The following is a 24,818-nucleotide window of genomic DNA, read 5'->3' as shown; positions in this document are numbered from 1 at the left end:
CTTGCCCCGCCCGTACGTGCTGCTGAGCGTCGCCACCTCTGTCGATGGCCACATCGACGACACCAGCCCCTCGCGGCTCCTGCTCAGCAACAGTGAAGACTTCGATCGCGTGGACCAGGTTCGCGCGGAGTCCGACGCGATCCTCATCGGCGCCGGCACCATGCGGGCAGACAATCCGCGCTTGCTCGTGAACAGCGAGGAGCGCCGTGCGGCGCGCGTCGCGGCCGGAAAGCCGGAGTTCCCGCTGAAGGTAACCGTCTCAGCGAGCGGCAACCTCGACCCCGACCTCAAGTTCTGGCACCACGGCGGCGACAAGCTGGCCTACACCACCGATGCTGCCGAAGAGAAGCTTCGGACCACTCTCGCAGGTCTGGCCGACGTCGTCTCGACGGGCCCGGAGCTGGACTTCGGGGCGCTCCTGGACGACCTCGGCGAGCGCGGCATCGAGAGGCTGATGGTCGAAGGAGGCGGTCAGATCCATACGGCCTTCCTCTCGCAGGGCCTTGCTGACGAGATCCATCTCGCCATTGCTCCGCTGGTCGTCGGCGACGCTGAGGCCCCGCGATTCCTGAACCCTGCCACGTACCCCGGTGGCTCCACTCACCGCATGCACCTCGCCGAAGCCCGGACGATCGGCGACGTCGTACTGCTGCGGTACCTGCCCAAGCAGGAGAGCACGGCGTGACCAACACTGCCGATCTCGCGTGGATGGAGAAAGCCATCGAGCTGTCTCGTCTGTGTCCGCCGTCGGAAGGCGCGTACTCCGTCGGCGCGGTCATCATCGATGGCGACGGCAACGAGATCTCGAACGGCTACTCCCGAGAGACGGACCCGCATGACCATGCCGAGGAAGCGGCCCTTGCCAAGCTCGCCGAGGACGACCCGCGCCTGTCAGGAGCCACCCTCTACAGCACCTTGGAGCCATGCTCCCAACGTCGGTCCCGAACGCTGACCTGCACCGATCTCGTCCTACGGGCCAAGATCGGCCGTGTGGTCATCGCATGGCGTGAGCCGGATCTCTTCGTAGACGACTGTGTGGGGGTAGAGCGCCTTCGGACGGCCGGCGTCTCCGTGGTGGAGCTGCCTGAGCTCGCCGACAAGGCGCGTGCAGTCAATACCCACCTATCGGGCATCGACTCCGAGCAGTGACCACAACGCAATGAGCCCCCGCCATCGAGGCGGGGGCTTTCTTGCATGCGAGAGTTCGCGAGGCACTCTGGGCGTCCGGCTGTGAGGAGGTGGCGACATGTCGTGCGTCCACCTTGCCCCAGGAATCGAACAAGCGATCTAATCGGGAGTATGGATCGCCCCGACTTCCCCCATGACCTCCTGGAGGTCCAGACCGCTTGGTACCTCACCTACGGTCGGCTTGCCACGGCGCCGACGAACCAGCTGGCTCCCTACCGTCGGCGCCTGCTAGAGCTCTCCCGGCGCATCGCCGACCACCCGTACTGGCAGACCCCGCAGGGCACACCCGCGGCCCGCGTGGCGCTGAAGGAGCAGGCGCGCGCAGCCGCCGTGCGCGGGCGACGACCATGAGCCTCACCGCCCGTCAGGAGCGCATCGCCCGCGGCGCCCGCGGCGCCCGCGAGTGGCTCGCCACGTACGGCGAGCCGCCCACCATGCGCGAGCTCGCCACCGCGGCCGGCCTCTCCTCCCCCTCCTCGGTCTCCTACCAGCTACGCCGGATGCGCGAGCAGGGCGTGCTGGTCGAGACCCGCGGCCGTAAGGCCCGCTGCCCATACTGCGGCCACTAACCGCGGCATTGCCCTTGCCGCCCCAGTAGGCAGCAGGGTTGGAACAGCGGCCCTTCCCGAAGCCCCCTACCGGGCGCAGAGGCGAGGCGCCATCCTCAAGGGATGGAGGATTTCGAGTTCGAGTGCTGGCGATGCTTAGAGACCAACGTCATCCAGGGGCGGCCCAAGGGCTTCTGGAGCACGACGCACTACGAGCTGCCAGGCGAGTTCGAGTGCTGGTCGTGCGGCGCCCGCAACACCACGCCCGACGACTGAGCGTCGGGTCATTGGTCGCCGGCGCGCCCGTTGTCCTCGTTGTCGGCGTACTCGGGCACCGTGCCGGTCCCGTCGCATCGCTCGCACGGGACCGTGTACGTCTGGCCGCTCTCGGTGTCGGTGACCGTGACCTGTCCGTTCTGGCACGAGCCGCACGTCGGCACGACGACCGTCGTCTCCCTCTCCGCCAAGAGGCGCTCGGTCAAGTTCAACAGGCGCGTGTACCGCCCGTCCTCACGCAGCGCGGGGATGTACTTCGGGTCCACCCATCCCATGACTGCCTCCGCTCGCCGATGCCGGCCTCCATCGTCACGCTCACCGCCAATGAACACCAGGGGCAGAGAGGCGCCTTCACGGTGGCAGCATCCCAGGCTGAAGAGGTCGTGCGCGTCAACAGCCGAGTTCCCTGCCGTACGGAGGGGCGGCGGCCCAGCGCAATCGCAGGGGGCAGGACAGCCTTACTTGCTTTCCGACTTGAATGTTTTCTGTATACGGGCAAGTGTCGGCACCGACCCGAGCATTTTGATGCGCTTACTGAAGCTTCGGAGGTTGACCTTACTGAAGGTGGGCAGGTCTTGCGGAATCTTCTGATCTCCGTCGAACGCAACAGCGTAGGTCACGAATTTTGGCGGCACATTAGACGCAGCGCTAACGAGATCCGCGTTCAATGACCTGACGGCTTCAACAAATGAGCTCCTGTACGCCGAGTCCGAGATTATCGTTTGGGCCGACACGAACCCTTGCGAGAACAGATGACTCAGCGTCTGACTTCCCGAATACGGCTTGACGTGTATGAGGTAGCCGTCAGCGTGCAGCAAGTCACACGCCTCGACCTCGTCCCTATCCTCGGTGTACAACTTATGCCTATCAAGGCAGACGAGATCCGATCGACCTTCCGTTGCCTTCTGATTGAAATGCTTCTCCCAGTTCTTTTTCGGACCCCAGTCGTCCCAATCAATCAACTGCAAAACATCCGTGACGTCCGCAATTTGAGAGAGATCCTGATCGAGCTTCTCCGTATACTTCTCCGCTAGCGCGTACCACTTGCCCAGCGTCAACAGGTACCGCCTGCTCTGATCGCCCGCTTCGAATACTAGCCAGTGCTTCAGCGGTTTTGCCATACTAACGGCTTCACCGTTCGAGTCGCGTGCCTGAATTTTTATGTCGCCCAGGCAAGAGACGCCGAACTTCCCTGGAAACTTCGCCAGAGCCCTACGGATGGCGTCAACATGCATCACCTCGAAGTCTTCCACGAGGTCATTCTTGTAGACGACGAAATCATGGACATTTTCGACGGACACGTCATCCGGAGGAGCGAACGACAGTATGTGCACATTCAGAGAGCTAACAGCAAGCTGATCCAAAGGCTTCCCCTGCGGCTTACGAGCGCGGTCCCCGAATAGGGTATCGACTAGGAGCTTCTCCAGATCCTTGACTTCGTCACTCTTAAGCCGCAAAGGCTCCAGCGAGTCGATGAAGGCTAGGTCCTTGTTAGCATCTCCCGCTTCCGCTATGTCGAGCATCTTGAGCAGAATGTTGCGGACCTTCATCAAGTCCGTGTCAACCTTGAAGGAAACTGAATCCGTCGCCACGACTGCCCCCATGTCAGGGAAGTCGATCCCATTTTCGAGCCTGCCAACGAGCTTTCTTGTGAATTCGCCATCCAATTCGACTTCGAAATCACTGATTGATGAATTAGCAGGGATCTGCACCCATTGCGAGCGAGCCGAGGCGTCAATTCTCCGACTGCCAATCCCGCTCATTGCGTTGCTGTCGAACCGGCGCGCCGCGAACTTCAGGCCGAAGTTAGCTTCGATCCAGGACCATTCGAGGGTCGAACTCCCGTAACCGAAACATACTGCGAACACCCGATCCGCCACCGGAAGGAAGATGACCAGGCGGTTCGAATAGTTGAGAACTGCTTGCAGTTCCGGGAACGCGGGAGCCAGAAGCTTCGCCCATGAAGGCTGCTTCTCAGACATGTCCTTCAGGTACGCCGCACAACCCTCAGGAGCAACTTGCGAGTCGGCAAGTTTCCTCATTCCCCCCGGCTTGCCCGGCCGGTACTGCGGCCTGAACGCCTCCTCGTGCGAGTCAAGCCCCTCCCGCAGGAGGAAGCAGTTGAAGCGAAGCGTCGGAGCCTTACCGGTCATGACTCGCACCCCCGTAGTGACATACGGGGTTTTTTGTACCACGACGCTTATAGTGTACCTATAGTTCCTTCAATAACGCTTTGACATACGAACTGACATTCGCTGCTTGCGACTTCGGCCCACGCCTTGCCGAGTGTCAGTGACGACAGGCGCGCGTCGTCCGCATCCAGCGGGAGTCATACAGACTCGTCGCCATCGTCCACGACCGGCCGTGCGGGCCTGGTCAGGGACGCCGGGTGAACACATCGCCGTCCAGCGCCGCACTCGCATGCAGTAGGAAGCCTTGGATGCCTCGCTCCAACTGCTTGAGCCGGTCAGGAAACTCCGAAGTGTCATAGGCAACGGCTGACTCTCCTGCAGCATCGGAGATGCGGCTGAAACTCTGCATGATCCTGAAGGGAGCAACGAGCCCACTGGATAGCTCCGTCACGTCGGTCACGGAGGGTTCGAGTTCCGCTGGCCCATCTAGAACCACATGTCGGCCGTACCGACTGATGTCGTCAGCAAGCTCAATCGCACGGACTACGTAGCCCTCCTTAAATTCGCCGCTCCTCAGGTAAGAGACTCGGTCTGCAGCTTCGTCTCCAGACCCCGGCGCCTGACCAAGCAGGCGCCCGAAGTTGACCCACGGCTGAAGGTGATCATGTAGAGCGGCAGCAGCCGAGGAGAATGCCTCGTAAGAGGACCTTCGAGGCTCTCTACGCTCCCGCAGACCCTCTATACGCATCTGCATCTTGGCTACTGATCTTGAGGTCCAGCCCGTCATGATCGTGCCTGCGGTCCCTACTGCTGCTCCCAACACGGCAGCTATGCCTGCGTCCATGACGACCATGGTGCCGTCAAGCCAGTCGGCTAGCCCAATTGGGCTGAGAAACAGCAGTGCGCATGCAAGCTCACGTGCAGCCGGGCCGTCTGTGGGCCGTCCGAGGGTGATCGATGACCACCGACAACGACCAACGATGACGGCCCGGCTGCAGGTCAGCGGCTTGTGCCTAGGCGCCCAGCGACTCCAGGTACGCGCCCGTCTTCTCCGGCTCATAGAAGAAGTTCTCGAAGTCGGAGGGGTCGTTGAAGCCATTGGCGAAACGATCGGCCGCCGGCTGGAGCTGGCCGGCCGCGCCGATGAGGTTCAGTACGTGCTCCGGCGGCGGGGCCAGCATCGCGTTGGTCCACTTGGTGACGTGCTGGGCGGTGTTCCAGTACCGGTCGAAGGTGGCCTGCATGAAGTCCGCGTCGAACGGCTTGTCACCGTGCTCGATGATCGAGTCGAGGTACGCCTTGGCGCACTTGGAGGCGGAGTTCGAGCCCTGGCCCGTGATCGGGTCGTTGGCCACGACCACGTCGGCGACGCCGAGCACCAGGCCGCCCGAGGGCAGCTTGCCGATGGGGTTGCGGACGGTCGGCGCGTACCGGCCGGCCAGCGTGCCGTTCGCGTCGGTCAGCTCGACCTTCGTGGAACGCGCGTACTCCCACGGCACGAACTTCTCCAGCAGCTCCAGCGTGAGCGCCAGGTGCTCGTTGGGGTCCTTCACGCCCTGGAAGGCGTCCAGCGGGCCGCCGGGGATGCCCTCCCAGAAGAGGATGTCGGCGCGGCCGGACGTCGTGTAGGTCGGCATCACGAAGAGCTCGCCGACGCCGGGCACCAGGTTGCAGCGCACCGCGTCGAACTCGGGGTGCTCCGGGCGGGGGCCCATGCCGTGCACGTACGCGACGGCCAGTGCGCGCTGCGGGGTGTCGTACGGGGAACGCGTGGCGTCCCGGCCGAACATGGACACCAGCTCGCCCTTGCCCGCCGAGACCAGCGTCAGGTCGTAGCGGGAGGCGAAGAAGTCGAGGTCGGAGACGGCGGCACCGTGGATGACGAGCTGGCCGCCGCGCTGCGCGAAGGTCTCCATCCAGCCAGCCATCTTCACGCGCTGGTCGACGGACTGCGCGTACCCGTCGAGCTTGCCGACCCAGTCGATGGCGCGCTGCGTGCCCTCGGGGGACTCGTGGCTGCCCGGTGCGGCGACGGAGACCCCCAGGCCCTCGATGCGCGGAGCCTGGCTCTCCCAGAAGTTGATCTGAAGGTCGCGCTCGTACTGGAGGGCGGTGTGGAACATGCACTGCGTCGACATGACCCGCCCTGAACGGATCTCGTCGGCGGTGCGATTGGACATGAGGGTGACCTCATAGCCCTGGGACTGCAGTCCGAGGGCCAGCTGGAGACCGGACTGGCCGGCTCCGATGATGAGTATCTTCCGCATGGTGGTGCTCTTCTCTGCTGGGGCTCGCGAGCGGTGCGAACCTATTCGGGGGTCAACTCCAGGGCATGCGCGACGAGAGTGAGCAAGGACTCCACAACCGTGATCCGATTCCGTGCATCCATGATCACCACGGGCACGTCGGGCGGTACGGAAAGGGCCTCGCGCACATCATCGGCCGCGTATTCGGCGGTCCCCTCGAAGTGGTTGACGGCGACGACGTACGGAAGACCGCAGCTCTCGAAGTAGTCGAGAGCGGGGAAGCAGTCCTCCAGCCGCCGGGTGTCCGCCATCACTATCGCGCCGATGGCACCCCGGACCAGGTCGTCCCACATGAACCAGAACCGCTGCTGGCCCGGCGTACCGAAGAGGTACAGGACCAGGTCCTGGTCGAGCGTGATGCGGCCGAAGTCCATCGCGACCGTGGTCGTGGTCTTCTCCGGGGTGGCCGTCAGGTCGTCGGTGTCCTCACTGGCCTGCGTCATCACCGCTTCGGTCTGCAGCGGCGTGATCTCGGAGACCGACCCGACGAAGGTCGTCTTGCCGACGCCGAACCCGCCCGCCACCACGATCTTGGTGGCGATGGGGGCTCGCGTACGGTCCGTCTGCCAGCTCTGCAGCCCTTCGTCGGCGGCAGGCGTCCCGGCGCTCGCCGTCATCGTCTCAGAGCCTGCGAAGTCCACTCAGCACCCTCTCAAGCAGCGCGCGGTCGGGCTGGCCGGTGCCGTGACCGGAGCCGTAGACGCGGATCTTTCCCTGGTCGGCGAGGTCGCTGAGCAGGACGCGGACCACGCCCAGCGGCATTTTGAGCAGCGCGGAGATCTCCGCGACGGACCGCATCCGGCGGCACAGTTCGACGATGGCGCGCATCTCGGGCATCACGCGGTCGGCCCAGGCGCCCGCGGTCAGCTCGCGGCGCTCCTCGGGCGCGTCCAGCGCGGCCACGAAGGTCTCCACGAGCAGAACGTGTCCAAAGCGGGTGCGGCCGCCCGTGAGCGAATACGGCCGCACACGCGCGGGTTTCTTGTCCCCGCCTCGTGTGGGGAGTTTGGGTGCGGTACTCACTGGACGCTCTCCATCGACTTGCGCAGTTCGCTGCGGAGTTCGGGGGTGAGGACATGGCCGGCCCGGCCGACGAAGAGCGCCATGTGGTACGCGACGACACTCATGTCGCAGTCGGGGGTCGCATGCACGCCGAGCAGCGAACCGTCGCTGATGTAGCTGACGAACAGGCTGCCCTCGTCCATGGCGATCATCGTCTGCTTGACCGTTCCGCCGTCCATCAGCTTCGCCGCACCGTTGGTGAGGCTGCCGACGCCGGAGACGATGGTCGCCAGGTCCGCGCTGGATCCCCGCGGGCCGCGCGGGGCCCCGAGGTCAGCGGCCCCCTCGGCCAGCTCCGGGTCGGAGGCCAGCAGCAGCAGTCCGTCCGACGACACCACGGCCACCGAACGGATGCCCGGCACCTCGTCGACCAGATTGGACAACAGCCACTGCAGATTCCGTGCCTGGCTGCTCAGTCCGTAAGCAGTGGGCGCTTGCGCCATCAATCGCGTGCCTCCTCGACAACGTGACTCTCTCCCGGGGCCCCCGCTCCGTCGGTGTCCGTTTGTGGGATGGTCCGGTCCGCCGTGTGCTCCGCGATCTCGGCAGCCACGTCCCGGCGGCCCTCGCGCGCCCCCTGCTGGAAACCGCCCAGCCGGCGCCGCAGCGCCTCGGCGTTCACCCCGCCGCTCTGGCGCGGGGCACTCGGCGGCCGCTGTGCCACGACGCGGGGCGTGCGCTTGGGCAGCCCCATGTCGGTGAGCCGCCGCGCGGGCGGCTCCTCCTCGGTCTCGGCCCGGCTGTGCTCGGCGCCCTCGCCGTACGGGGACGGCGCGGCGGCGGCCCGGTCCTCGTCGGCGACGTACGGCGACCGGCCGGCCGGCGCACCGCCGGTGTCAGGCTCACCGTCGGGGTCACCGGAGAAGTCCGGTACGCCAGGACGTCCGGCACCGGCCGTCGGCGCGTACCCCTCGGGACCGGCCGCGGCCGGTGCCTGAGGAGCGGCCTGAGCCTGGGCCTGCGGGGCCTGGGCCTGCGGGGCCTGGGCCTGCGGGGCCTGGGCCTGCGGGGCATGCGCCGCCGGGTCGTGCCGGCCGTACGGTGCCTGCGGCCCCGGCGTCGCGGGGCCGGCCTGCGGGTACCCGCCCGGCGTCCCCGCGTCGGGCGCACCCGCACCCGGCGCGGCCCTGTCCGGGCCCAGACCCGCCGCGTCGATGGACCGCTCGGCGGCCTCGATCAGCGGGTCGCTGTGCTGCCCGGGGAGGGGGTCAGGACAGGGGTCTCCCGTGTGCGAACGCAGCTGGGAACTTGGGGAAGGGTCGGGCAGAGGATCCGTCAGCGGGTCCGGCAGAGGATCCGTCAGCGGGTCGCCCGCGGGCGCAGGAGCCTGCTGCGCGTGCCGCGGCGGCTGTACCTGCTGTGCCTGTGGCGCCTGCTCCACCTGGTGCCGGTCCTGCTGCGGCGTCAGGGGGCGCTGGCCGCGGGCGGGCAGCGCGTTGGAGTTGGCCTCCGCGACCGAGCCCGGGAGGGTCGGTCCGGCCTGCACCGTGCCGGGCTGCGCGGCGGCGGCCGGCGTCGGGCGGGTCGGCAGGATGGACTTCGGCAACACCACGACGGCGGTGACCCCGCCCTGCTGCTGGTCGCGCAGCTGGACGCGGACGCCGTGCCGCGCGGCGAGCCGTACGACGACGTACAGGCCGAGGCCGAGCGCCTCGTCGACGGTCTCCGAGGAGGCCGCGGTCTCCGGGTCCGCCAGCCGCTGGTTCAGCTCCGCCATCCGCTCGGCGGTCATCCCTATGCCCTGGTCCTGGACGGAGAGCATCAGCTCGCCGCTCTCCAGCAGCCAGCCGGACAGCTCGACGTGCGCGTCCGGCGGGGAGAACGCCGTGGCGTTGTCCAGCAGCTCGGAGACCAGGTGGCTGACGTCATCGGCGGCGAAGCCGGCGACCTGGGAGTGCGGCGGCAGCGACTGGATGCGCACCCGCTCGTACCGCTCGATCTCACTGATCGAGGCGCGCAGCACGTCCAGCAGCGGCACCGGCACGGCGTTGTGGTTGCTGTGCTCGGAGCCGGACAGGACGAGGAGGTTCTCGCTGTTGCGGCGGATCCGGGCGGCGAAGTGGTCGAGCTTGTAGAGGGTGTCCAGGCGCTCGGGGTCCTGTTCCTTCTCCTCCAGGCTCTCGATGACGCCGAGCTGCCGCTCGACGAGGCCGACCGTACGCATCGCCAGGCTGACGAAACGGTTGTTGACGCCCGAACGCAGGGCGGCCAGCCGTTCGGTGAGGTCGGCCCGCTCCTCCAGCAGCACGTCGCGCTCGGCGGCCAGCCGCTTGCGGCCGCTCGCCATCCTGGCGCGCTCGCCCTCGGCCTCTGCGGCCTTCTTCGCCAGCTCGGCGACCTGCGCGTGCAGCGTGTTCACCGAGCGGACGGTCTGCGCGTACTCGTCGTTACGGCCCTTGTACTCGACGGGCTTCTCGTCGGCGGGGTCCTCGGCGACCCGCGCGGCCCCGCGGCGGAGCGCGGACAGCGGCTGGGTCATCGTGCGCGCGGACCAGATGCTGATGCCGACGGCGAGCAGCAGGCAGAGGCCGACCAGGCCGATGCGGATCTCCAGCGTGGTGACGTCGTCGTCCCGGAGCGTGCCCATGGACTTCACGTCGGCGGTGGTCAGCGAGGACTCCACGCTGCGCATCAGGCCGATGCGGGTGGTGAGCGTGGACGCGATGCGCTCGCGGTTCAGCTGGAGGTCGAGGGGGGTCAGCCGCGACTGGCCGGTGAGCCGGGTGAGGTAGCGCTCCGCGGTGTCGACGTCGGTGCCGTTGACGGTCCGGTCGTAGCTGTCGCGGGAGTGCGCGTCCGCGCTCTGCCGGAAGTCGGCGACCGCGGCCTGCGTGCGGACGTGCGACTGCTGCGCGGCGGCCGACAGGTCCGGCTGCCGGCCGCCGCTCGCCAGCGCGGCGAGCAGCAGTCCGCGGGTGGCGGAGGCCTGCTCGGTGGCGCGGGCGAGGAGCGGCAGGGCCTGGGCGTGGGAGCCGGCGGCGAGCGCGCGGGGCGGCACCTTACGGGCGATGTCGGCCGAAATGGCGTCCAGCGCCTGAATGGTGGCGCTGTAGGACTTGAAGGTGTCCAGGGCGGTGCCCCGGCCCGTCAGTCCCTGCTGCCGGACCTTGGGCAGCGTCTTGAGCAGCTTGCCGGCGTCGGCGAACGCCGCGGTCTCGGCAGAGGTCTCCCCCGCCTCGGCGCGCAGGTCCTTGATCTGCCGGTCCACGCGGGCCCGCTGGGCCTCCGACACACCGCCGCCGTTCTGCGTGGTGCGGCCGGTCGCGACGTACGTCGTCATGGCGTCGCGCTCGTCGGCGAGGGAATGGGACAGCGTCACCGCGCGGGCGTTCAGCTCGCCGAGGTCGACCAGCTCCTGGGAGCCGTCCACGTCCTGTGTCGCCGAGGCGATGACCGGCGTGCCGACCGCGAGGACGGCGACGGCGACCACCGCCACGGCCCCCACGAGCCTGTTGCGCACGCGCGCGGGACGTCCACCCGCACGGTCACCGTCCGTACCGGACTTGGCCGGGCCGGCCGGTGTTCCCGGCTCCACCACGTCACCCCGAAGCCGCTTTTTCCGCACCGCTGCTCGCAATCCTGTCTCGCCTGCCCACGCCGTGTGGCCTTGCGGACCCGGCCGTTCTCCCCCGGAGAGCGGACCTGCGACGCGTCCGCAGCACCTCACGCCCCCACCTGGGTAACAGTCCGGCTGTGCGCGTCCCGGTGAGCGAATGACCCCACCCCATGATCCGGAATACGACCATTTCACCGGCGTCGCGCGGCGGCCCGGCAACACTTGCCCGGCCACCTGAATGAGTGAACATCAATCGGAAGTTGACCATCAACTTCCTCTGTGAGGCGCAACAGTAGGCCATCGGCAGGCGGGTTTGGAGAACCGTCGCCGTCCTGGCAGGATGCCCGCCCGCATTTTCCGGAGCGACTTTTCCGCGGCCCGGAGGGCCGGAGCGGGCACCTCCCCCGCTCCGCGCAACGCGAACCGCGCATTTTGGACGGCCTCTTCCGGCCGTTCCGGCATCCTGGCTGCCATGCGCATCGAACTCGCCACGGAGCCCGGCGACCCCCAACGCCCCAACGAGGACTACGCATCAGTAGCGCTGCCCGCGTCCGGCGAGGGCGGCGTACTCGTCCTGCTCGACGGGGTGACGCCGCCGGCGGAGGACTTCGGGTGCCGCCACGACGTGCCGTGGTTCACCGCGCGCCTCGGGGGCGCGATGCTCGAACTGTCCGGTTCGCTCCGCGACATGACGCTCACTGAGGCGCTCGCCGAAGCCATCGGGCGCACCGCCGCGGCCCACCGCGACACGTGTGACCTTTCTCACAGCAGGACTCCGCAGGCAACGGCCATCGCCGCACGCTGGTCCCGGTACGCCGTGGAGTACCTGGTGCTGTCGGACTCCGCGCTGCTCGTCGAGGCGCCGGACGGGACGGTCGAGGCGGTGCTGGACGAGCGCCTCGCGCAGCTGCCGGCCTCGGTGGGTGAGCTGCGGGCCGCCGTACGGGCCCTGCCGGAGGGGTCCGCCGAACGGGCGGCGGCGGCCCGCGAGTACGTCGCCGCGGTCGAGGCGCTGCGCAACGCCGAGGGCGGCTTCTGGACGGCGGCGGCCGATCCGTCCGTCGCGGAGCGGGCGGTCACCGGCAGCGTGCCGCGCGACCGGGTCCGTTCACTGACCGCGCTGAGCGACGGGGCCGGGCGCTGGGTGGAGGTGTTCCGGGAGGGGACCTGGGCCGACTGCCTCGGCGTGGTGCGCAAGGAAGGGCCGCGGGCGCTCATCGAGCGGGTGCGGGCCATGGAGAACGCGGACGCCGACGGACTGTCCTTCCCGCGGGGGAAGCTGCACGACGACGCCGCGTTGGTGTACGCGGAGCTGTGAGCGCGGGGCGGGCGCGGGCGACGGGCGCAGGCGTCGAGCGGTACCGGCGCGACGGCCGACGGCGGCGCCCCGCCGTCACTCCTCCGCCGCCTCCCGGCCGGGCCCGGCGCCCGGCTCCCGTTCCTCGTGGAGCTCCCGCTCCTGCTCTTGTTCATCGTTCAACCGGTGGAGGAGCCGCGCCAGTTCGCCGATCTCCCCGCGGTCCCAGGAGGCGAGCCGGCGGGCGTAGCGGTCACGCCGGGCGTCGCGCACCCGCGTGAAGCGGGCCAGCCCTTCGTCGGTCAGCCGGACCAGGACGGCACGCCCGTCGGCCGGGTCCTTCTCGCGGGCGACCAGCCCGAGGTCGTCCAGCGCCCGCAGCTGACGGCTGATGGTCGCCTTGCCGACGCCGAAGTAGCAGGCGAGTTCGGTGGCCCGCTGCTCGCCCGCGTCGGCGAGCCGGACCAGCAGCCCGTACGCCGAGGGCTCCAGATCCGGGTGCACCTCGCGGGCCATCTCGCCGGACGAGGCACGGGCCCGGCGCAGGAATACCGCCAACTCGCGTTCCAGCGAAAGGAACAGGTCGTCCATACCGTCGGGCCGTCGCGCCGCCGCCCCGTCGGTTCCGGTGTTGTGCACGTCAGCGCCCTTTCCCGTTTTCCGGACGATGGAAGAATTTTTCAGCGGCGGCCGATTCCGCAGCTGGGACAGTATTTCGCAGGATTAGACCAACGGAATCATCCGACCCCCTTTCCGCTCCAGGTCTACGCGCGTACCGTCATTTATGGCATGACCACACCAAGTCATGATCCACGGTCGGCCTCCCCCCCCCTCAGATCCCACCGAGATCTTCGGAGTCACGTATGCACGTGCACAGATCCGGCCCGGCCCGCCACCCTCGGCGCTCCGCCGCCAGGGTGGCCGGAATCCTCCTCACGCTGCTCGCGCTGCTCGGCGGCACCTTCGGCACCGCCGCCGCCACGGAGCCCACCGCCACCCCCGCGAAGGACGCCCCCGAACCCACCCACCCCGGCCAGGACTGGGCCGGTTCGCAGATCGCCGAGCACGAGGGCGGCACCGGCCTGCCGGCCGCGCCGTCGCTCCAGGCGTCCGTCGAAGGAGTGGACGTCAGCGGCCATCAGGGCAACGTCGCCTGGTCGACGCTGTGGAACAGCGGGGTGAAGTTCGCCTACGTCAAGGCGACCGAATCGACCAGCTACATCAACCCCTATTTCGCTCAGCAGTACAACGGGTCCTACAACTCCGGGATGATTCGCGGCGCGTACCACTTCGCGACGCCCAACACCTCCAGCGGCGCCGCCCAGGCCAATTACTTCGTGGACCACGGAGGCGGCTGGTCCAAGGACGGCAAGACCCTGCCCGGGGCGCTCGACATGGAGTACAACCCGTACGGCCAGGTCTGCTACGGCATGAGCGCAACGGCGCTGGTCAACTGGATGAAGGACTGGTTCGCGACGTACAAGGGGCGGACCGGACGGGACGCGGTGATCTACACCTCCACCAGCTGGTGGAAGCAGTGCACCGGCAACTACGCGGGCTTCGGGAACACCAACCCGCTGTGGATCCCGCGGTACGGCTCCTCCGTCGGCGAACTGCCGGCCGGCTGGGGCTTCCACACCATCTGGCAGTACACGTCCACCGGGCCCACCGTCGGGGACCACAACCTCTTCAACGGGGCGTACGACCGTCTCCAGGCGCTCGCGAACGGGTAAGAGGCGGACAGGGCTCCCCCACCGTGCCGCGCGGACCCCGCGCCGGGCTCATCCCGCGGGTCCGCGCCGCACGGCGCCCTGTCCTCCCCCTCCCCTTGCGCGTCTTCGAAAGAGGCTCCCCCCTATGCGCATACGCCGGTGCATCACGCTGCTCTGCACACTCGGCACGGCCCTCACGGTGGCCGTGCCCGCAACCGCCGCAACCGCCGCGACCACCCCGGCCGACGGCTCCCGCGCCTCCGGTACCGACCACCGCGCGGGCTCCACGATCCGTTCCCACGAGGGCGCCGCCGCGCCGGACACGGCACCGCGGCCGCTCGCCGGGGTGGCCGGCATGGACGTCAGCAGCCACCAGGGCAACGTCGACTGGGCCGCCGCCTGGCGCGCCGGCGCCCGCTTCGCCGTCGTCAAGGCCACCGAGGGCACGAGCTACCGCAACCCCAAGTACGGCCAGCAGTACGGCGGCTCGTACAACGTCGGCATGGTCCGCGGCGCGTACCACTTCGCGATACCCAGCTCCTCGTCCGGCGCCGCGCAGGCCAACTACTTCGTGAACAACGGCGGGGGCTGGAAGGCGGACGGCCGCACCCTGCCGCCCGCGCTGGACATCGAGTACAACCCGTACGGCAGCATCTGCTACGGCCTGAGCCGGGCGGCCATGGGCGCCTGGATCAAGGACTTCAGCAGGACGGTGCACGCCCGTACCGGCCGCCACCCGATGATCTACACCTCCACCAACTGGTGGAAGCAGTGCGTCGGCGACAACGCGTCCTTCGGCATGAACCACCCGCTGTGGATCGCCCGCTACTCCTCCTCCCCCGGCCCCCTCCCGGCCGGCTGGAGTGCACACACCATCTGGCAGTACGCCGACAGCGGCCGCTTCCCCGGCGACCAGAACGTCTTCAACGGCTCCACGGCACAGCTGCGCAAACTGGCCACGGGCTGAGCGAACGGTCCTCGGTCAGTCCCGGGGGAAGGCGTCGGTCTCCAGGGTGAGGTCGAGGGCCGTGCCTGTCAGGTCGACCGGGTCGCCGAACGTGAGGTTCAGTTTGCTCCGGTAGCGGCCGCCCTCAGGCAGCGTGAACAGGTGCCGTTCGCCGGCATACGGGTCAGCGATCAGGTACACGGGGATACCGGCTGTCGCGTAGGCGGCCTTCTTCTTGCCGTAGTCGCTGCCGGCGGTCTCCCGCGAGCCAACGGCCGCCTGTGCAGTCATCGTGCGCTCCTCCCGACGCCGCAGAACCGGCAGTCGCGCGGTACAACGATACGCACGGTGACCAGGCGACGGGCGAGGCCCGGCCCCCGGGTGGGGGCCGGGCCTCGTGGGTGGTGGGGTCACGCCGCCACCGGTACCTCCGGGGTCGCCGGGGCCGACGCCGGGGTCAGGGCCAGGTCGAGGACCTGGCGGACGTCGGAGACCGGGTGGACGTCGAGCTTTTCCAGGATCTCGGCGGGGACGTCGTCGAGGTCGGCCTCGTTCCGCTTGGGGATGATCACCGTGGTGATGCCCGCGCGGTGTGCCGCCAGGAGCTTCTGCTTGACGCCGCCGATGGGCAGCACCCGGCCGGTGAGGGAGACCTCGCCGGTCATCGCCACGTCAGGCCTGACCTGACGCCCGCTGAGGAGCGAGGCCAGCGCCGTGGTCATGGTGATGCCCGCGCTCGGGCCGTCCTTCGGGACCGCGCCCGCGGGGACGTGCAGATGCACGCCGCGCTCCTTCAGGTCGGCGACGGGCAGCTCCAGTTCCGCGCCGTGCGAGCGGAGGAAGGAAAGGGCGATGTGTGCCGATTCCTTCATCACGTCACCGAGCTGGCCGGTGAGCTGGAGCCCCGACCCGCCGGTCTCGGCGTCGGCGAGCGAGGCCTCGACGTAGAGGACGTCGCCGCCCGCGCCGGTCACGGCCAGGCCGGTCACCACGCCGGGCACCGCCGTACGCCGCTCCTCCGGGTCCTGCGCCGACTCCGGGACGTGATGCGGCCGCCCGATGAGCGGGCGCAGCTCGTCCGTGCCGACCGTGAAGGGCAGCTCGCGCTCGCCCAGCTCGTGCTGGGCCGCGACCTTGCGGAGCAGGCGCGCGATGGCGCGCTCCAGGTTCCGTACGCCCGCCTCGCGGGTGTACTCGCCGGCGAGCTTGCGCAGCGCGGCGTCCTCGATCACGACCTCGCCGGTCTCCAGGCCGGCCTTCTCCAGCTGGCGCGGGAGCAGGTGGTCGCGGGCGATGGTGACCTTCTCGTCCTCGGTGTAGCCGTCCAGCCGGACCAGGTCCATGCGGTCCAGGAGCGGCTCCGGGATCGCTTCGAGGACGTTGGCCGTGGCGAGGAAGACCACGTCGGAAAGGTCGAGCTCGACCTCCAGGTAGTGATCGCGGAAGGTGTGGTTCTGCGCCGGGTCGAGGACTTCGAGCAGGGCAGCGGCCGGGTCGCCGCGGAAGTCGGAGCCGACCTTGTCGATCTCGTCGAGGAGGACGACCGGGTTCATGGAACCGGCTTCCTTGATGGCGCGGACGATGCGGCCGGGCAGCGCGCCGACGTACGTACGGCGGTGGCCGCGGATCTCCGCCTCGTCCCGGACGCCGCCGAGCGCGACGCGGACGAACTTGCGGCCCATGGCGCGGGCCACGCTCTCGCCGAGGCTGGTCTTGCCGACGCCGGGCGGGCCGGTGAGGGCCAGTACGGCCCCTCCCCGGCGCCCGCCGACCAGGCCGAGGCCGCGGTCCGCGCGGCGCTTGCGGACGGCCAGGTACTCGGTGATGCGTTCCTTCACGTCGTCCAGGCCCGCGTGGTCCGCGTCCAGCACGGCGCGGGCGCCCTTGATGTCGTACGCGTCCTCGGTGCGCTCGCTCCACGGCAGCTCCAGGACGGTGTCCAGCCAGGTGCGGATCCAGGAGCCCTCGGGGCTCTGGTCGCTGGACCGCTCCAGCTTGTCGACCTCCTTGAGGGCGGCCTTGCGGACGTCCTCGGGCAGGTCGGCGGCCTCGACGCGGGCGCGGTAGTCGTCGCTCTCGTCGTCCGGGTCGCCGTTCAGCTCGGACAGCTCCTTGCGGACCGCCTCCAGCTGGCGGCGGAGCAGGAACTCGCGCTGCTGCTTGTCGACGCCCTCCTGGACGTCCTTGGCGATGGACTCGGCGACGTCCTGCTCGGCGAGGTGCTCGCGGAGCGCCTCGGTGGCGTCCCTCAGGCGGGCCACCGGGTCGGTGGTCTCCAGGAGGCGCACCTTCTGCTCGGTGGTCAGGAAGGGCGAGTACCCGGAGTTGTCGGCGAGCTGGCCGACGTCCTCGATCTGCTGGACGCGGTCCACGACCTGCCAGGCGCCGCGCTTGCGCAGCCAGCTGGTGGCCAGCGCCTTGTACTCCTTGACGAGTTCGGTGACGGCACCGGGCAGGGGGTCCGGGACGGTCTCGTCGACCGTGGTGCCCTCCACCCAGAGGGCGGCGCCGGGCCCGGTCGTCCCGGAGCCGATCCGCACGCGGCCCAGGCCGCGGATGAGCGCGCCGGGGTCGCCGTCGGAGAGCCGGCCGACCTGCTCGACCTTGCCGAGCGTGCCGATGCCGGCGTACTTGCCGTCGACCCGTGGAACGAGCAGCACCCGTGGCTTGTTACCGGGTGTGGCGGCGGCCTGTGCGGCCTCCACCGCGGCGCGTACGTCCGCGTCGGACAGGTCCAGCGGCACCACCATGCCCGGCAGGACCACCTCGTCGTCGAGGGGCAGCACGGGCAGGGTGAGCGGTGTGGACGTCGAAGCCATGATCTCCCCTTCGGCAGGCAAGTTGAGCTGTACTCACTCAATGCTCATGAGCCGATGGATGTTCCCCGTGCCGTGTTCGCTGTGAGCGATCAACCGCGGGCTCGTACAGTGGGGGCGCCCGGCACCCACGACCCCGGAGGCCCCGCACCCATGTCAGCCCTGTCAGCCCCCTTCGAGACCGATGAGGCGCCCGTCACGCTGGAGCGCCGGGACGGACCGTTCGGCGAGGTGGTGCTGCGGCGGCGGGGCGCGCACTTCGAGATCATCGCCAATGGGTGCTTCCTGATGGACACCTCCGACGGACGGTCGGAACGGCTGCTCGTCGACGCGGCGCTCGCCGCACTGCCCGGTGACCGCGCGCGGCCGTCCGTACTGATCGGCGGGCTCGGCGTCGGGTTCTCCCTGGCCCGCGCGGCGGAGGAGCCGCGCTGGGGCCGGATCGCGGTCGTCGAGCGCGAGGCGGCGGTGGTCGACTGGCACCGTTCGGGCCCGCTGGACGCGGTGTCGGGCCCGGCCCTGGCCGATCCGCGGACCGAGATCGTCCCGGCCGACCTGGTCGCGTACGTACGCGACGGAGCCGGTGCCGAGACCTTCGACGCGCTCTGCCTGGACATCGACAACGGGCCGGACTGGACCGTCACCGAGGACAACGGCGGCCTCTACTCCCCGGCCGGTCTCGCGGCCTGCCGGGACCGGCTGACGCCCGGCGGAGTGCTCGCCGTATGGTCCGCGCAGCCCTCCGCCGCCTTCGAGTCCGCTCTCCGGAATGTGGGGTTCAGCGAGGTTCGCACCGAAGAGATCCCCGTTGTCCGAGGCGTCCCCGACGTGGTCCACCTCGCGAGGAAACGCGCGTAGCCGCGGGTCTCATCGTGCCTTTACGCTGCTGCCAGCAGTGTGCGACCAGCCGGTACACCGGGTCAGCAGGTCGGCACAACCAGTCAGTAACGCGACCACGCACGGGGAAATTCAGGGGCGGGCGATGGACCAGACTCAGACCACCCACGGCGCCGCCGCGGCGGCGGCCACGCCCGGCGCACAGCGGCGAGTGCTCGTCGTCGAGGACGACCCGACGATCGTGGACGCCATCGCGGCCCGGCTGCGCGCCGAGGGCTTCCAGGTGCAGACCGCCGTCGACGGCCCCTCCGCCGTGGACACCGCCGAGGCCTGGCAGCCCGACCTGCTCGTCCTCGACATCATGCTGCCGGGCTTCGACGGCCTGGAGGTGTGCCGCCGGGTGCAGGCCCAGCGGCCGGTCCCGGTGATGATGCTCACCGCGCGGGACGACGAGACGGACATGCTCGTCGGCCTCGGCGTCGGCGCCGACGACTACATGACAAAACCGTTCTCCATGCGGGAGCTGGCCGCCCGCGTGCACGTCCTGCTGCGCCGCGTCGAGCGGGCCGCGCTGGCCGCGCACACCCCGCGCAGCGGCATCCTGCGCCTGGGTGAGCTGGAGATCGACCACGCCCAGCGGCGGGTCCGGGTGCGCGGCGCCGACGTGCACCTCACCCCGACCGAGTTCGACCTGCTGGTGTGCCTGGCCAACACCCCGCGCGCCGTCCTCTCCCGCGAGCAGCTGCTGGCCGAGGTCTGGGACTGGGCGGACGCCTCCGGCACCCGTACGGTCGACAGCCACATCAAGGCGCTGCGCCGGAAGATCGGCGCCGAGCGGATCCGCACGGTGCACGGCGTCGGTTACGCGCTGGAGACCCCGCCGGCATGAGGTCGCCCCGGCCTCTGGCGCGCGAGCTCTGGCAGCGGGCCTGGGAGGCGATGCGCCCGCTCGACCCCTACCGGTCGGTCAAGGCGGCACTCGGCGCGCTGGTCACCGTTTCGGTGATCATCACGACGCTGCTGGTCCTCGTCGCGTTCCACTCGGCGACGGAGCTGCGGGTCATCACCGTCTTCTCGATCATCGCCTCGCTGCTGATCACCCAGTTCGTCGCGCAGGGCCTCACGGCCCCGCTGGACGAGATGACGGACGTGACCCGGGCCATGGCCGGCGGGGACTACACCCGGCGGGTGCAGGGCAGCCGGCGGGACGAGTTCGGCGAGCTGGCGGACGCGTTCAACCGGATGGCCGCGGATCTGGAAGCGGTGGACACCCACCGCAAAGAGCTGGTCGCCAACGTCTCGCACGAGCTGCGCACGCCGATCGCCGCGCTCCGCGCCGTACTGGAGAACGTCGTCGACGGGGTCTCCGAGGCCGATCCGGAGACGATGCGCACCGCGCTGAGCCAGACCGAGCGGCTGGGCCGGCTGGTCGAGCACCTGCTGGACCTCTCCCGGCTGGACAACGGGGTCATCCCGCTGCACGCCCGCCGCTTCGAGGTCTGGCCGTACCTCTCCGGGGTGCTGAAGGAGGCCAACATGAGCCGCAGCGCCTCCACCCTCGCCGTCGGCTCCAGCCACCACAGCCGTACGGACGTCCACCTGCACCTGGACGTCTCGCCGCCGGAGCTGACCGCGCACGCGGACGCCGAGCGGCTGCACCAGGTCGTCGCCAACCTGATCGACAACGGCATCAAGCACAGCCCGCCGCACGGCCGGGTGACCGTACGGGCGCGCCGCGGCGAGGGCGCCGGCAGCCTGGTCCTGGAGGTGCAGGACGAGGGGCCCGGCATCCCCGAGTCCGAGCGGCACCGGGTGTTCGAGCGGTTCAACCGCGGCGGGCCTGCCCCGTCCGGTCCGGGCACCGACGGCGGTACGGGTCTCGGACTGGCGATCGCACGCTGGGCGGTGGATCTGCACGGCGGGCGCATCGGAGTGGCCGAATCCCCACGTGGCTGCCGGATCCGCGTCACCCTTCCGGGGACCGGTCAGCCCCGTCCTTGACGCTCGGTGACGTAGGGTCGGTGGCGGAACCACTCATTCGGGGTGTTCCCCGTGTCCCCACCGGGGGTGCGATGGCGATACCTCCTACCCAGGCGCGAGCGAACCACGCATGTTTCCCGCCAAGTCATTCCCCGAAACCCGCCGCCAAATGTGACGTGCGCGACGAGTACCCCTCCCGGACTGCAGCATCGGTCGACAGAGGCGTAGCCTTTATTCCCGCTGTCCACCACCTTTAGGAAGCGGAAGAGGGCGGTTGCCGCCGTGTCGCCACAGTCCCCCAACACTTCGAGTGCCTCGACCGACCAAGACGGGCAGGGCAATAACCCTGCAGCCGGATTCGGTGCGAACGAGTGGCTCGTCGACGAGATCTACCAGCAGTACCTCCAGGACCCGAACTCGGTAGACCGAGCCTGGTGGGACTTCTTCGCCGACTACAAGCCGGGTGCCCCGGTGACGTCGGGCACCCCGGCCGACGAGGCCAAGCCGGCCGCGCCGGCCCAGCCGGCGGCTGCCGCCCCGGCAGCGCCTGCGAAGCCGGCCGAGGCCAAGCCGTCCGGTGCAAGCACCGGCTCCACCGGAACGGCTGACGCCGCGCGCGCTTCTGCGCCCGCGCCGGCGAAGGCCGCCCCGGCCCCGGCCAAGGCCGCTCCGGCCGCCAAGCCCGCTGCCAAGGCGGACGCCAAGCCGTCCGGTGCAAGCACCGGCTCCACCGGAGCAGCTGGCGCCGCGCAGGCTTCTGAGGCGCCCGAGGGCCCCGAGCTCGTCACGCTGCGCGGTCCCTCCGCCGCCGTGGCGAAGAACATGAACGCCTCGCTGGAGCTGCCCACGGCCACGTCCGTGCGCGCCGTCCCCGTGAAGCTGCTGTTCGACAACCGCATCGTCATGAACAACCACCTCAAGCGCGCCCGCGGTGGGAAGGTCTCCTTCACCCACCTCATCGGGTACGCCATGGTGCAGGCGCTCAAGGCGATGCCCTCGATGAACTACTCGTTCGCCGAGAAGGACGGCAAGCCCACCCTGGTCAAGCCGGACCACGTGAACCTCGGTCTGGCCATCGACCTGGTGAAGCCGAACGGCGACCGCCAGCTCGTCGTCGCCGCCATCAAGAAGGCCGAGACCCTCACCTTCTTCGAGTTCTGGCAGGCCTACGAGGACATCGTCCGCCGCGCCCGCGTCGGCAAGCTGACGATGGAGGACTTCACCGGCGTCACCGCGTCGCTGACCAACCCCGGCGGCATCGGCACCGTGCACTCCGTGCCGCGCCTGATGCCCGGCCAGGGCCTCATCGTCGGCGTCGGCGCGATGGACTACCCCGCCGAGTTCCAGGGCACCTCGCAGGACACCCTGAACAAGCTGGGCATCTCCAAGGTCATGACGCTGACCAGCACCTATGACCACCGCGTGATCCAGGGCGCCGCCTCCGGCGAGTTCCTGCGGATCATGAGCCAGCTGCTGCTCGGCGAGAACGACTTCTTCGACGACATCTTCAAGTCGCTGCGGATCCCGTACGAGCCGGTCAGGTGGCTCAAGGACATCGACGTCAGCCACGACGACGACGTCTCCAAGGCGGCCCGGGTCTTCGACCTGATCCACGCCTACCGGGTGCGCGGCCACGTCATGGCCGACACCGACCCGCTGGAGTACAAGCAGCGCAAGCACGCCGACCTGGACATCACCGAGCACGGCCTCACCCTGTGGGACCTGGAGCGCGAGTTCGCGGTCGGCGGCTTCTCCGGCAAGTCGATGATGAAGCTCCGCGACATCCTCGGCGTGCTGCGCGACTCGTACTGCCGCACCACCGGTATCGAGTACATGCACATCCAGGACCCCAAGCAGCGCAAGTGGCTGCAGGACCGCCTGGAGCGCCCGCACACCCCGCCGGAGCGCGACGAGCAGCTGCGCATCCTGCGCCGCCTGAACTCCGCCGAGGCCTTCGAGACCTTCCTGCAGACGAAGTACGTCGGCCAGAAGCGCTTCTCGCTGGAGGGCGGCGAGTCCGTCATCCCGATGCTGGACGCGGTCATCGACTCCGCGGCCGAGTCGCGGCTGGACGAGGTCGTCATCGGCATGGCCCACCGCGGCCGGCTGAACGTCCTCGCCAACATCGTCGGCAAGTCCTACGCGCAGATCTTCCGCGAGTTCGAGGGCAACCTCGACCCGAAGTCGATGCACGGCTCCGGCGACGTGAAGTACCACCTGGGCGCCGAGGGCACCTTCACCGGCCTGGACGGCGAGCAGATCAAGGTCTCGCTCACCGCCAACCCCTCCCACCTGGAGGCCGTGGACCCGGTCGTCGAGGGTGTCGCCCGCGCGAAGCAGGACATCATCGGCAAGGGCGGCACGGACTTCACGGTCCTCCCCGTCCAGCTGCACGGTGACGCCGCGTTCGCCGGCCAGGGCGTGGTCGCCGAGACGCTGAACATGTCGCAGCTGCGGGGCTACCGCACCGGCGGCACGGTCCACATCGTCATCAACAACCAGGTCGGCTTCACCGCCGCGCCGGAGTCGGCCCGCTCCTCCATGTACGCCACCGACGTGGCCCGCATGATCGAGGCGCCGATCTTCCACGTGAACGGTGACGACCCGGAGGCCGTGGTGCGCGTCGCGCGGCTCGCCTTCGAGTTCCGCCAGGCGTTCAACAAGGACGTCGTCATCGACCTGATCTGCTACCGCCGCCGCGGCCACAACGAGTCGGACAATCCGGCCTTCACCCAGCCGCTGATGTACGACCTGATCGACAAGAAGCGCTCGGTGCGCAAGCTCTACACCGAGTCCCTCATCGGTCGTGGCGACATCACGCTGGAAGAGGCCGAGCAGGCGCTGCAGGACTTCCAGGGCCAGCTGGAGAAGGTCTTCACGGAGGTCCGCGAGGCCACCACGACCCCGGCGGCCCCCGAGGTCCCGCAGCCGCAGGCCGAGTTCCCGGTCCACGTGGACACCGCGGTCTCCCAGGAGGTCGTGAAGCGGATCGCCGAGTCCCAGGTCAACATCCCCGACCGGGTCACCGTCCACCCGCGTCTGCTGCCGCAGCTGCAGCGCCGCGCGGCCATGGTCGAGGACGGCACGATCGACTGGGGCATGGGCGAGACCCTGGCCATCGGTTCGCTGCTGATGGAGGGCACCCCGGTCCGGCTCGCCGGCCAGGACTCCCGTCGCGGCACCTTCGGCCAGCGTCACGCGGTCCTCATCGACCGGGAGACGGGCAACGACTACACGCCGCTGCTCTACCTCTCCGAGGACCAGGAGCGGTTCAACGTCTACGACTCGCTGCTCTCCGAGTACGCGGCGATGGGCTTCGAGTACGGCTACTCCCTCGCCCGGCCCGAGGCGCTGGTCATGTGGGAGGCGCAGTTCGGTGACTTCGTCAACGGCGCGCAGACCGTCGTGGACGAGTTCATCTCCTCCGCCGAGCAGAAGTGGGGCCAGACCTCCGGCGTCACCCTGCTCCTGCCGCACGGCTACGAGGGCCAGGGCCCGGACCACTCCTCGGCCCGCATCGAGCGGTTCCTGCAGCTGTGCGCGCAGAACAACATGACCGTCGCGATGCCGACGCTCCCCTCCAACTACTTCCACCTGCTGCGCTGGCAGGTGCACAACCCGCACCACAAGCCGCTGGTCGTCTTCACCCCGAAGTCGATGCTGCGTCTGAAGGCCGCGGCGTCGAAGACGGAGGAGTTCACCACCGGCGGCTTCCGCCCGGTGATCGGCGACGACTCGGTCGACGCGAACGCCGTGCAGAAGGTCATCTTCTGCTCCGGCAAGGTCTACTACGACCTGGAGGCGGAGCGGGAGAAGCGCGGCGCGAACGACACCGCGATCGTCCGCATCGAGCGCCTGTACCCGCTGCCCGGCAAGGAGCTCCAGGCGGAGCTCGCCAAGTTCCCGAACGCCGGCAAGTTCCTCTGGGTCCAGGAGGAGCCCGCCAACCAGGGCGCCTGGCCGTTCCTCGGCCTGAACCTGATCGACCACCTGGACCTGGCGGTCGGCGCCGACGTGCCGCACAAGGAGCGCCTGCGCCGCATCTCGCGGCCGCACGGCTCCTCCCCGGCCGTCGGTTCGGCCAAGCGCCACCAGGCCGAGCAGGCCCAGCTCATCGCCGAGGCGTTCGACGCCTGAGCCACCGGCTCGCACGGCACCTGAA

At 69.3% G+C, this 24,818-nt stretch carries 23 protein-coding genes; 12 read left to right on the top strand and 11 right to left on the bottom strand.

What is annotated here, in order from left to right; translation table 11 throughout:
• Position 1 precedes the first annotated feature (1 nt).
• From ACIGQF_RS15840 to ACIGQF_RS15820, 5 genes are all read left to right on the top strand, one after another.
• Positions 2-685 (top strand): RibD family protein, encoded by a 684-nt coding sequence (locus ACIGQF_RS15840; protein WP_399710304.1) that lies wholly within the window; start codon positions 2-4, stop codon positions 683-685.
• Positions 682-1,149 carry a deaminase gene (locus ACIGQF_RS15835; protein ID WP_399710302.1) on the top strand — a complete coding sequence of 156 codons (468 nt, stop codon included), beginning with the start codon at positions 682-684 and terminating at the stop codon, positions 1,147-1,149. The genes ACIGQF_RS15840 and ACIGQF_RS15835 overlap by 4 nt, the downstream gene beginning before the upstream one ends.
• A gap of 150 nt (positions 1,150-1,299) precedes the next feature.
• Complete coding sequence (locus ACIGQF_RS15830) at positions 1,300-1,539, top strand: hypothetical protein (RefSeq protein WP_399710300.1); 240 nt, start codon at positions 1,300-1,302, stop codon at positions 1,537-1,539.
• Positions 1,536-1,757: a LexA family protein gene (locus ACIGQF_RS15825; protein WP_399710298.1), complete on the top strand. Its 222-nt coding sequence runs from the start codon at positions 1,536-1,538 to the stop codon at positions 1,755-1,757. Before ACIGQF_RS15830 ends, ACIGQF_RS15825 begins: the two co-directional genes overlap by 4 nt.
• A 102-nt stretch (positions 1,758-1,859) precedes the next feature.
• On the top strand, positions 1,860-2,012 hold the full coding sequence (locus ACIGQF_RS15820; protein ID WP_399710296.1) for a hypothetical protein: 153 nt from the start codon (positions 1,860-1,862) through the stop codon (positions 2,010-2,012).
• 8 nt (positions 2,013-2,020) lie between these two features.
• On the opposite strand, the gene ACIGQF_RS15815 is transcribed toward ACIGQF_RS15820, so the two are convergent.
• The 8 genes from ACIGQF_RS15815 to ACIGQF_RS15780 all read right to left on the bottom strand — a co-directional run bounded on the left by ACIGQF_RS15815 (position 2,021) and on the right by ACIGQF_RS15780 (position 10,972).
• On the bottom strand, positions 2,021-2,287 hold the full coding sequence (locus tag ACIGQF_RS15815) for a hypothetical protein (protein WP_399710294.1): 267 nt from the start codon (positions 2,285-2,287) through the stop codon (positions 2,021-2,023).
• 183 nt (positions 2,288-2,470) lie between these two features.
• Positions 2,471-4,165 carry a DUF6119 family protein gene (locus ACIGQF_RS15810; protein ID WP_399710292.1) on the bottom strand — a complete coding sequence of 565 codons (1,695 nt, stop codon included), beginning with the start codon at positions 4,163-4,165 and terminating at the stop codon, positions 2,471-2,473.
• 223 nt (positions 4,166-4,388) lie between these two features.
• Entirely contained in the window at positions 4,389-4,988 is a 600-nt protein-coding gene (locus ACIGQF_RS15805) for a hypothetical protein (RefSeq protein ID WP_399710290.1), read from the bottom strand.
• A gap of 169 nt (positions 4,989-5,157) precedes the next feature.
• On the bottom strand, positions 5,158-6,411 hold the full coding sequence (locus tag ACIGQF_RS15800; protein WP_399710288.1) for a styrene monooxygenase/indole monooxygenase family protein: 1,254 nt from the start codon (positions 6,409-6,411) through the stop codon (positions 5,158-5,160).
• Between the two features lie 41 nt (positions 6,412-6,452).
• Complete coding sequence (locus tag ACIGQF_RS15795) at positions 6,453-7,067, bottom strand: GTP-binding protein (protein ID WP_399710286.1); 615 nt, start codon at positions 7,065-7,067, stop codon at positions 6,453-6,455.
• Between the two features lie 4 nt (positions 7,068-7,071).
• On the bottom strand, positions 7,072-7,473 hold the full coding sequence (locus tag ACIGQF_RS15790) for a DUF742 domain-containing protein (protein ID WP_361555536.1): 402 nt from the start codon (positions 7,471-7,473) through the stop codon (positions 7,072-7,074).
• A complete protein-coding gene (locus tag ACIGQF_RS15785; protein ID WP_399710284.1) occupies positions 7,470-7,955 on the bottom strand; it encodes a roadblock/LC7 domain-containing protein in 486 nt (161 codons plus the stop codon). Before ACIGQF_RS15785 ends, ACIGQF_RS15790 begins: the two co-directional genes overlap by 4 nt.
• Complete coding sequence (locus ACIGQF_RS15780) at positions 7,955-10,972, bottom strand: nitrate- and nitrite sensing domain-containing protein (RefSeq protein WP_399710282.1); 3,018 nt, start codon at positions 10,970-10,972, stop codon at positions 7,955-7,957. Before ACIGQF_RS15780 ends, ACIGQF_RS15785 begins: the two co-directional genes overlap by 1 nt.
• Positions 10,973-11,540: 568 nt before the next feature.
• Between ACIGQF_RS15780 and ACIGQF_RS15775 the strand changes: the two genes are divergently transcribed.
• Entirely contained in the window at positions 11,541-12,386 is an 846-nt protein-coding gene (locus ACIGQF_RS15775) for a hypothetical protein (RefSeq protein WP_399710280.1), read from the top strand.
• 75 nt (positions 12,387-12,461) lie between these two features.
• On the opposite strand, the gene ACIGQF_RS15770 is transcribed toward ACIGQF_RS15775, so the two are convergent.
• Complete coding sequence (locus ACIGQF_RS15770) at positions 12,462-12,956, bottom strand: MarR family transcriptional regulator (protein ID WP_361556539.1); 495 nt, start codon at positions 12,954-12,956, stop codon at positions 12,462-12,464.
• A gap of 272 nt (positions 12,957-13,228) precedes the next feature.
• Between ACIGQF_RS15770 and ACIGQF_RS15765 the strand changes: the two genes are divergently transcribed.
• Both ACIGQF_RS15765 and ACIGQF_RS15760 read left to right on the top strand, forming a co-directional pair.
• Positions 13,229-14,098, top strand: coding sequence for a lysozyme (locus ACIGQF_RS15765; RefSeq protein WP_399710278.1), 870 nt, complete (start codon positions 13,229-13,231; stop codon positions 14,096-14,098).
• Positions 14,099-14,222: 124 nt separating this feature from the next.
• Complete coding sequence (locus ACIGQF_RS15760) at positions 14,223-15,044, top strand: lysozyme (protein WP_399710276.1); 822 nt, start codon at positions 14,223-14,225, stop codon at positions 15,042-15,044.
• A 15-nt stretch (positions 15,045-15,059) separates the two neighbouring features.
• Here the strand turns inward: ACIGQF_RS15760 and ACIGQF_RS15755 are convergent, their stop codons facing one another.
• A complete protein-coding gene (locus ACIGQF_RS15755) occupies positions 15,060-15,314 on the bottom strand; it encodes a Uma2 family endonuclease (RefSeq protein WP_399710274.1) in 255 nt (84 codons plus the stop codon).
• Positions 15,315-15,433: 119 nt separating this feature from the next.
• Positions 15,434-17,842 carry an endopeptidase La gene (lon, locus tag ACIGQF_RS15750; protein WP_399710272.1) on the bottom strand — a complete coding sequence of 803 codons (2,409 nt, stop codon included), beginning with the start codon at positions 17,840-17,842 and terminating at the stop codon, positions 15,434-15,436.
• A gap of 150 nt (positions 17,843-17,992) precedes the next feature.
• Between lon and ACIGQF_RS15745 the strand changes: the two genes are divergently transcribed.
• The 4 genes from ACIGQF_RS15745 (at position 17,993) to ACIGQF_RS15730 (ending at position 24,793) form a co-directional block, all read left to right on the top strand.
• The gene (locus ACIGQF_RS15745) at positions 17,993-18,697 is read left to right on the top strand and encodes a spermidine synthase (protein WP_399710270.1); all 705 of its coding nucleotides are present in this window, start codon (positions 17,993-17,995) and stop codon (positions 18,695-18,697) included.
• A 124-nt stretch (positions 18,698-18,821) separates the two neighbouring features.
• Complete coding sequence (locus ACIGQF_RS15740; protein WP_361555513.1) at positions 18,822-19,565, top strand: response regulator transcription factor; 744 nt, start codon at positions 18,822-18,824, stop codon at positions 19,563-19,565.
• Positions 19,562-20,677 carry an ATP-binding protein gene (locus tag ACIGQF_RS15735; protein ID WP_361555510.1) on the top strand — a complete coding sequence of 372 codons (1,116 nt, stop codon included), beginning with the start codon at positions 19,562-19,564 and terminating at the stop codon, positions 20,675-20,677. Before ACIGQF_RS15740 ends, ACIGQF_RS15735 begins: the two co-directional genes overlap by 4 nt.
• 261 nt (positions 20,678-20,938) lie before the next feature.
• Positions 20,939-24,793: a multifunctional oxoglutarate decarboxylase/oxoglutarate dehydrogenase thiamine pyrophosphate-binding subunit/dihydrolipoyllysine-residue succinyltransferase subunit gene (locus tag ACIGQF_RS15730; RefSeq protein ID WP_399710267.1), complete on the top strand. Its 3,855-nt coding sequence runs from the start codon at positions 20,939-20,941 to the stop codon at positions 24,791-24,793.
• Positions 24,794-24,818 lie beyond the last annotated feature (25 nt).

This window comes from Streptomyces sp. NPDC053560, assembly GCF_044544605.1.
Lineage (GTDB): Bacteria > Actinomycetota > Actinomycetes > Streptomycetales > Streptomycetaceae > Streptomyces.
This window is presented reverse-complemented; position numbering and strand designations above follow the sequence as displayed.

Bases quoted from the DNA above. Each gene is read 5' to 3' on its own strand.
- ACIGQF_RS15830 (WP_399710300.1), top strand. From the start codon at position 1,300: ATGGATCGCCCCGACTTCCCCCATGACCTCCTGGAGGTCCAGACCGCT.
- ACIGQF_RS15825 (WP_399710298.1), top strand. From the start codon at position 1,536: ATGAGCCTCACCGCCCGTCAGGAGCGCATCGCCCGCGGCGCCCGCGGC.
- ACIGQF_RS15820 (WP_399710296.1), top strand. From the start codon at position 1,860: ATGGAGGATTTCGAGTTCGAGTGCTGGCGATGCTTAGAGACCAACGTC.
- ACIGQF_RS15815 (WP_399710294.1), bottom strand. From the start codon at position 2,287: ATGGGATGGGTGGACCCGAAGTACATCCCCGCGCTGCGTGAGGACGGG.
- ACIGQF_RS15810 (WP_399710292.1), bottom strand. From the start codon at position 4,165: ATGACCGGTAAGGCTCCGACGCTTCGCTTCAACTGCTTCCTCCTGCGG.
- ACIGQF_RS15805 (WP_399710290.1), bottom strand. From the start codon at position 4,988: ATGGACGCAGGCATAGCTGCCGTGTTGGGAGCAGCAGTAGGGACCGCA.
- ACIGQF_RS15800 (WP_399710288.1), bottom strand. From the start codon at position 6,411: ATGCGGAAGATACTCATCATCGGAGCCGGCCAGTCCGGTCTCCAGCTG.
- ACIGQF_RS15795 (WP_399710286.1), bottom strand. From the start codon at position 7,067: ATGACGGCGAGCGCCGGGACGCCTGCCGCCGACGAAGGGCTGCAGAGC.
- ACIGQF_RS15785 (WP_399710284.1), bottom strand. From the start codon at position 7,955: ATGGCGCAAGCGCCCACTGCTTACGGACTGAGCAGCCAGGCACGGAAT.
- ACIGQF_RS15775 (WP_399710280.1), top strand. From the start codon at position 11,541: ATGCGCATCGAACTCGCCACGGAGCCCGGCGACCCCCAACGCCCCAAC.
- ACIGQF_RS15770 (WP_361556539.1), bottom strand. From the start codon at position 12,956: ATGGACGACCTGTTCCTTTCGCTGGAACGCGAGTTGGCGGTATTCCTG.
- ACIGQF_RS15765 (WP_399710278.1), top strand. From the start codon at position 13,229: ATGCACGTGCACAGATCCGGCCCGGCCCGCCACCCTCGGCGCTCCGCC.
- ACIGQF_RS15760 (WP_399710276.1), top strand. From the start codon at position 14,223: ATGCGCATACGCCGGTGCATCACGCTGCTCTGCACACTCGGCACGGCC.
- ACIGQF_RS15755 (WP_399710274.1), bottom strand. From the start codon at position 15,314: ATGACTGCACAGGCGGCCGTTGGCTCGCGGGAGACCGCCGGCAGCGAC.
- lon (WP_399710272.1), bottom strand. From the start codon at position 17,842: ATGGCTTCGACGTCCACACCGCTCACCCTGCCCGTGCTGCCCCTCGAC.
- ACIGQF_RS15745 (WP_399710270.1), top strand. From the start codon at position 17,993: ATGTCAGCCCTGTCAGCCCCCTTCGAGACCGATGAGGCGCCCGTCACG.
- ACIGQF_RS15740 (WP_361555513.1), top strand. From the start codon at position 18,822: ATGGACCAGACTCAGACCACCCACGGCGCCGCCGCGGCGGCGGCCACG.
- ACIGQF_RS15735 (WP_361555510.1), top strand. From the start codon at position 19,562: ATGAGGTCGCCCCGGCCTCTGGCGCGCGAGCTCTGGCAGCGGGCCTGG.